This is a genomic window from Haloferax sp. s1, from assembly GCF_058382125.1.
In genome coordinates this window covers 1-6,525 of sequence record NZ_JBZRPK010000519.1, presented here as the reverse complement: position 1 = coordinate 6,525, position 6,525 = coordinate 1, and the positions used below count along the sequence as shown (strand labels likewise).

Genomic DNA, 6,525 nt, shown 5'->3' with positions numbered 1-6,525 from the left:
GGGGACTACATCGACTATCCTCCGAATCTCATTTCGAGAGCGCTGGACGACGTGACCCGTGCGCATGTGCGGTCTCTCGTTTCCCCACGACGCTTCGGAACACGTCTCGTCAACGCAATACTCCCGGGATAGGTAGAATCGCCCAGACATAAATCAAATGCTGCGATATAGAATCTGCCCTTTTGGGGTTCACAGTTTCGGAGGATGGGCAATTTTAGCGTTTCTTTGACGCTGAATTAGTCTAGATTACGGGGAAGAGAGCTAGAAAACTTGTCCAATCCAGTTCATCCTCTGTGATTGTCAGAAACCATCCGAAAAATTCTGCCCAGAAATAGTGCCACCGCTCACGAGGGGCAAGTCGGAGTGTTCGTACACTTAGTCCGGCGGAAGCAGCGCCGAAGAGACCAACTCGACACACTCTCCAGCTGTAATGACTGGTGCGTAGTCCATCTCACCGTCAGCACCAGCTTTCAACAGAAAGTCAGTGAGCCGCCAGATATTGTACAAGAGGACCGCGAACACGAAGTAGAACAGCCGAACGCGGTAATCCTTCGAGGAAGTCTTCGCTAAGAAATCGTGTTTGATTGATTTGTACTCGTTTTCGATCTGCCAGCGGCTACTGTATCGACGACAGAACGCTTCAGCCTCTTCTGGCCGGACACGAGCATTCGTTGCGAAGACGGTTGTTCCATCCGACTTCGTCGAGGGAACGTAGAGGAACTGCATCGCGTGCGAACCTTGTTCGACGTGGACTGACGCCGACTCGACGGCGACATCTTGGCTGTCCTGCTCCATCTGCTCAATCGCTTTGCGCTCTGAGCTGGTGATTCGCTTGGGAATCAGGTAGTCCACGTTAAGATTCGAGAGCGTCTGAAACACCCTCATCGAGTCGAATTCGCGGTCACAGAGTACCATCTCGATTGGAACGTGTTCTTTCGCTTTCCGGACTAATCGCCGGACGACACGATGAATTCGATTTGGCGGGTTATTGTCCCACGCTGAACTCTCACGAACCGGTTCGACGGCCAAGACGAGCGGGATGTTTTGCCCAACAATCGAGAGAGTAGCAAACTTGAACGCTCTCCCCTCACCGTCTTTCGTCCCGCTCACCATCGACATTCCTTCAACGTTACCGAAGTAGGGGACTGTCGTAATGTCAAGCGCGACGGTCACTGGCCGTCGAAACGAGACTTCAGAGTCGATTACTGAGAGGAGCTGGTTAGTAGCGGCGTTGAATCCATCGAGGAGTGAATTTGCTTCGAATTGCTTGACTGCCCGGAGGTGGGTGTCACCATGCGGGCCGTATTCTTTACCACGTCGGTACTGAAAGCGTGCTGCGCCTTGGGCAGTCCCGCAGCCAACCATTCCCATGAATGTCTGTAACTCGAAAAACCGAGAGTCATCGTACGACGAGTTGTCTGCTCTGCCAGAGTCAAATGGCGAGAAACAGTGTTCACGAGCAAGGCGAGTCGTACGAAAGATTTCCTTGTCGTCGAACGTGGTTCCCTGCTCTTCTCCATTTTCAGACTTCTCTGAGTCACGTTCTTCGGAATCGGTGACTTCGTGCTTAGGACGTACTCCAGCAACAGATGGGCCGAAATCGTGGATATTTTTAACGAGTAGATGTGCGCCTCGTTTGACAAACTCGCGAGTGGCTTTGTCGAAGCGATTACGCCACGTCCTCGACAAGACCGACACATCAGGAATACGGTCGAGACCACACGCTGAGGCGAGTTCATGGTAGCCGGAGAGTTTCCGATAGCTGTTTCCAGTGATTTCGCGGTAGAAGAAGAGTTTGAGTATTCCCTGAAATGGGTACGATGCCGGATGCCACTCAGGATAGCCGTCTTCAAGCGTCAAGCCGAATTTCAAGTTCTTCGAACGCTTCAAGTAGTGACTTGCCGAGCCGGAGATGTTCCCGAAGGTTGAGACCAACAAGAAAAGCATCGGTCATTCGAGCAGCACGGGCTTCCATACGACCGATATTTTCAACGCTCCTCATCAATACCTCGACAAGCGATAGTCCAAGCCGGTATATAGACAGTGCTGTTAACGTTCAATTTGAATATTTCTGATAGTTATAATACGCAAACGCCGAAGACATAATCACAACTATACCTACGCCAGACACGCCATAAAATAGAGGATCAATTTGGCTTGGGAGGATATATCCGAGGACAAATCCGATGAGAAACAATCCAATGCCAAAAATAAGAAGATAAGTATACCGCTGTACCTCGTTGTCGGATTCATACGATTCCGAATTCATAACCCAACTATCAATTTGGGACTTGAGGTAAAATAGTTTTGTTGAATATATACCGTCAACTATACCTATATTGGCTGAGCATCTGCTGCACTAATCTTGAGTTCATCACCCGAATTATCTTCGATCCATGTGTCTTGCTCGACCGTTGGCGACACATCTACAGAAAGGGCTCCGTATCCGATTCCAATACCGTCAATATAAGCAGGATAGGGTGAAGAGTTAGCCGTGTACACCATCCAAATCGTCCGGTCTGAGTCAGAAATTGATTCGTCGTAGGGGTTCAGTGTGAGAGTTGCGTAGTTATACGCATTCGGTTGCTCCAGGGTGTCTTCGCCATCATTGTATTTCCACGCATATCCATTTGCGCTACGCGACTCCGTATCTAAGGATGCATAACTAGACGAACTATATCCATTTTGAGGGACAGACCATGAGTTCTCTTTATATGTCAGACCGATAACGTCTGGGGGAGATAGTGTCTGTGAGGTCCAATGCCAGTTGGCTTGACCGTAGTATTTGTCAGCGTAAGTGTCGTATTGGAGGGAAACGTCCAATTCAACGTTGTCCTTTGGTTGATATCCACTCTCCATTGTAGACACATTTCCGCTTGCCGAACCTGATTGCTCCTTTAGTACGTGTGCGGGTGTGTCGATCTTGGTTGTCTTTCGGCCGAATGTGAATCCATGATTTGCCAGGAACGAATAAAACTGTTCAAGGTCGTTAGTCTTCTCTAACACTCTCAGAGCAGCTTGGTGAACTTTTTCACTTTTCCGAGCATTTCGCTCCTGGCTGGCTGAAACAGTCGGTATTGCAGATAGGGCTGCAATTGATGCGGTGCTTTTCAACAAACTCCGTCGGGTTTGATTTTTTCGACTCATTGTATCCTGTTAGGCCAATTACCCAACAACAAAATCACATAACGGAGCATACATATATCTTTTGTAGTAAGTTCAATAGAAAATATTAAAATAATTTTCATATTAAGGCCAAGTTACACAACCTCATAGGATGGAAGTGTTGCATGTCTTCTGTTCAATCGAAATGTGGGTGAAATAGGACCTGTCTGTTGGTTTGTGTTTTATGTCACTTAGCAAATCTTTCCAAAATTCCTCACTGTGACGAATTCGAAAATCACGAGACAAGAACCTAATCAGATTCAATTGGTATGAAAATAAGACACGCAACAGAACTAAAACTCCGAAACTGTGGGGGTTACACCCTCAGAGAGGGGTCACGAGTTATCCCATCGATACCAGTGAGGAAGAGACGAATGGCTAGTCGAGGATGTCAGGAATACCGAACGGTGGTCCAGACGGAGACGGTCAGCCTCCTTTCGGACCCCCGAGTGTGACAAGGCCCACGCCGAGCGCGATTAGGATGCTACCACCGGCAAGCCCCTGCGGCGGGGCTTCCCCGAGCAGAACCACCGCGACCGGGACACCGACGACGGCCCCCACCGAGCCAAGAAGACTCAGATAGACCGGACCGCCGCGCTTCTGGAGGCTGAAGTAGAGAAGATACATGAGCAAAAACGTCGCCGCCTGAGCGATGACGAGCGCCGTCGGTGCGAGGTGGTCCGTGGGGATAGTGAGCGAAAACGCCTCGGAACCACCGTCCGAGAGTCCTGCAATCGCGCCGACGCCGAGTAGCATAACTCCGGACGTGGCGAGCATACCGGGGGCAAGTTCCTCCGGCGTCGCTCCCGGTGGCCAGCGCACCGTCCGGTAGATGTTCCCACCGGCGAGGAGAATCGGCGCAGTGAGCGTTGCGGCGACCCAGAAGGTGTCGACAGCCGGTTCGGAGAGTTTGAGAGCGGCGAGCAAGGCAGCGCCTCCCAGCGCGAGGACGACACCCGCCGCACGAGTAGTCTGGAACCGCTCCAGCCGAAGCAGGAGCGCGCCGAGATAGGTGAAAAGCGGCGGGAACGCTACCGCGAGCGCGACGAAGGCGGCCCCAACGCGAGGAACGGCGGCGAAAAACAGGAGATTAGGTGCGGCGACACCCACGAGACCAGAGACAACGAAGTACTCTATCGTTCGGGCGTTGAGCGACGGGAGCTGATTTCGGAGCGAACAAACTCCGACGAGGACGACCGCCGCACCGACGACCGACCACGCGAGAAAGGCCAACGGGTCGAGACCGACCACTCCAGCGAGCTTCGCAAGGTTCGTCGAAACACCGAGGAGTCCGCCCGTCGCGAGTAAGAGGGTGACCGGGCCTGCCCACGTGTTGGTTCGGACCATCGATACTCAGCGCCCTTCACTTTCAGCGAAGTCGAACTCGCCGTCGGTGACGACAGCGGCCAGTTGTTTCCGGTCGCTCGGCTGTTCACGTTCTCTCAGGCCCGTGGGCAGTGTATCTGGTGAACCTCGAACGCCAATTGCCGCCATCGCCTCGACCGCGTAGCCCGGTGGAGTCGAGAGAGTCGCTTCCGTCCGCTCGTAGTCGAACCCGCCAATCCCGTGGACGACCAACCCTCGTCTCGATCCCTCAAGAGCCAAGTTCTGCCACGCAGCACCCGAATCGAACGAGTGTGTTCGCGACGGCGTACCGTTGTGGTCGAACGTCGTTTTCGAAAGTATCACGGCGAGCACGGCGGCGCGTTTCGCCCAGACTCGATTGCCTTCAGAGAGAAGACCGAGATAGGTATCCCAGTGATTGCTCTCCCGAGTCGCATACAGGAAGCGCCACGGTTGGTCGTTAAACGCCGACGGTGCCCACCGGGCCGCCTCGAAAAGCGGCATAAATTCGTCTTCGGAGAGGGATTCGCCAGTCATCGCTCGAGGAGACCATCGATTCACGAACACCGGCGCGATATCGTAGCTCGGAGTACGGTACTCACTGATATCGGTTCGAAATTCGGCTTGCGGATTGGATTCAACCACAGCAGTACTAATCGAGATGTGAGGGAGAATCTGCGTGGAAACTATATTCTGTTTTTAAATACTCCATCCCGTATGATTCTCGGGCGATATTCCACACACGAACCAGTATGGTTAGCTCTGTTGAAGTCCTCAGTCACAGATAGTTTGTCGAGGCCGTGCTGAATACAGAGCGCGAATCGGTTATTGGAACCTGCGAGCAAGTTCGTAGGCGACAGTAGCAGGCAGCGTGGTGACGAGAAAACACAAAAATGAGGTCGGTTCGCTCGGTCGTTACGAAGAAAAGTGCGTTTTCGAACGGTACCGTCCGTCAGAGCGACTTCTCCATCACGACCACCGAAAGCGGTACTCGCTGGTCCTCGTACTGTTTCTCGATTGTTTCTTCCCCCGTCCGCTGATAACCCATCCGTTCGTAGAACGCGACTGCATTACGCGATGCCCAGAGTTCGAGATACGCTACGCCCTCTTCACGGGCACGTCCTTCTAGATGAGTGAGGATAGCCGAACCGACGCCCTGACGACTATAGTCCGGATGCACGTACACCGCCCGGATTTCTTGGGCTTTCGGAATCAGATGTCCGTAGCCGACGATATTGTCATTCTTCCCTGCGACCACGAGGTGGTGAGCTTCATCGTCGAGCGGATACTGCTCGACACCGCCGTCTTTCTCGGCCCACGCCGCAACCTGCGTTTCGTCGTATGCCGTCGGGCCAAAAGCGCGGATAGATTGGACGTGGAGAGCCAAAATATGGGGTGCGTCGTCCGGTGTAGCGGGGCGAACGTGAACCATACGTTCCCGAATCTACGAGCGATACGCGGATAGTACCAACTGCTCTGTCTCTTCGTCGCGCTCGTGGGCGAGTAGCGCTCGCTTCAGGTCAGTTCCACCCGCAGCCGAAAAGCCGCCGAGCGAGTCCGAACCGACGACGCGGTGACACGGGACAACCAGCGGTACTGGGTTTCGCCCGCAGGCCTGTCCGATGGCGACAGGGTGGCTTCCCACCACCTCTGCAATCTGCCCGTAGGTTCGAGTCTCGCCGTATGGGATGTCGAGCATCGCCCGCATCACATCCCCAGTGAACGAGTCGGGAATGTGAACGTCGGCGTCGAACGACCTGCGCGCACCCTGTTCGTACTCGGAAAGCTGGTCGCAGAGGTCGTCTGCCGAAGTGTCGACCAGTCGCTCGTCGAGTTCCACATCGAACCCCCACATCGTGACGTGCATCGACAACCTTTCGCACTCGGCGACTATCTATCTATGGCGTCCGCTCTGTAAGCAGAGAGGAGAGAAACAGTCGTCGCGGAAATAGAGAGCGCGTTACGCTTCGAGACCGAGACCGGCGCGTTCGAGCGCGGTGTCGACGTCGGCGTCGC

Annotated in this window: 5 protein-coding genes and 1 pseudogene; all 6 read right to left on the bottom strand. The window is 53.6% G+C overall.

The window, feature by feature from the left end:
* Positions 1–375 precede the first annotated feature (375 nt).
* The 6 genes and pseudogenes from QT222_RS08615 to QT222_RS08590 all read right to left on the bottom strand — a co-directional run bounded on the left by QT222_RS08615 (position 376) and on the right by QT222_RS08590 (position 6,376).
* A pseudogene (locus QT222_RS08615) lies at positions 376–2,002 on the bottom strand (transposase).
* 332 nt (positions 2,003–2,334) lie between these two features.
* Positions 2,335–3,114: a hypothetical protein gene (locus QT222_RS08610; RefSeq protein ID WP_491476932.1), complete on the bottom strand. Its 780-nt coding sequence runs from the start codon at positions 3,112–3,114 to the stop codon at positions 2,335–2,337.
* A 477-nt stretch (positions 3,115–3,591) separates the two neighbouring features.
* Positions 3,592–4,512 (bottom strand): EamA family transporter, encoded by a 921-nt coding sequence (locus QT222_RS08605; protein WP_491476931.1) that lies wholly within the window; start codon positions 4,510–4,512, stop codon positions 3,592–3,594.
* 6 nt (positions 4,513–4,518) lie between these two features.
* Positions 4,519–5,154, bottom strand: coding sequence for a nitroreductase family protein (locus tag QT222_RS08600; protein ID WP_491476930.1), 636 nt, complete (start codon positions 5,152–5,154; stop codon positions 4,519–4,521).
* Positions 5,155–5,461: 307 nt separating this feature from the next.
* Positions 5,462–5,941: a GNAT family N-acetyltransferase gene (locus QT222_RS08595; protein WP_491476929.1), complete on the bottom strand. Its 480-nt coding sequence runs from the start codon at positions 5,939–5,941 to the stop codon at positions 5,462–5,464.
* A 12-nt stretch (positions 5,942–5,953) separates the two neighbouring features.
* Complete coding sequence (locus QT222_RS08590) at positions 5,954–6,376, bottom strand: methylated-DNA--[protein]-cysteine S-methyltransferase (protein WP_004057479.1); 423 nt, start codon at positions 6,374–6,376, stop codon at positions 5,954–5,956.
* Positions 6,377–6,525: the final 149 nt, after the last annotated feature.

Bases quoted from the DNA above. Each gene is read 5' to 3' on its own strand.
- QT222_RS08605 (WP_491476931.1), bottom strand. From the start codon at position 4,512: ATGGTCCGAACCAACACGTGGGCAGGCCCGGTCACCCTCTTACTCGCG.
- QT222_RS08595 (WP_491476929.1), bottom strand. From the start codon at position 5,941: ATGGTTCACGTTCGCCCCGCTACACCGGACGACGCACCCCATATTTTG.
- QT222_RS08590 (WP_004057479.1), bottom strand. From the start codon at position 6,376: ATGCACGTCACGATGTGGGGGTTCGATGTGGAACTCGACGAGCGACTG.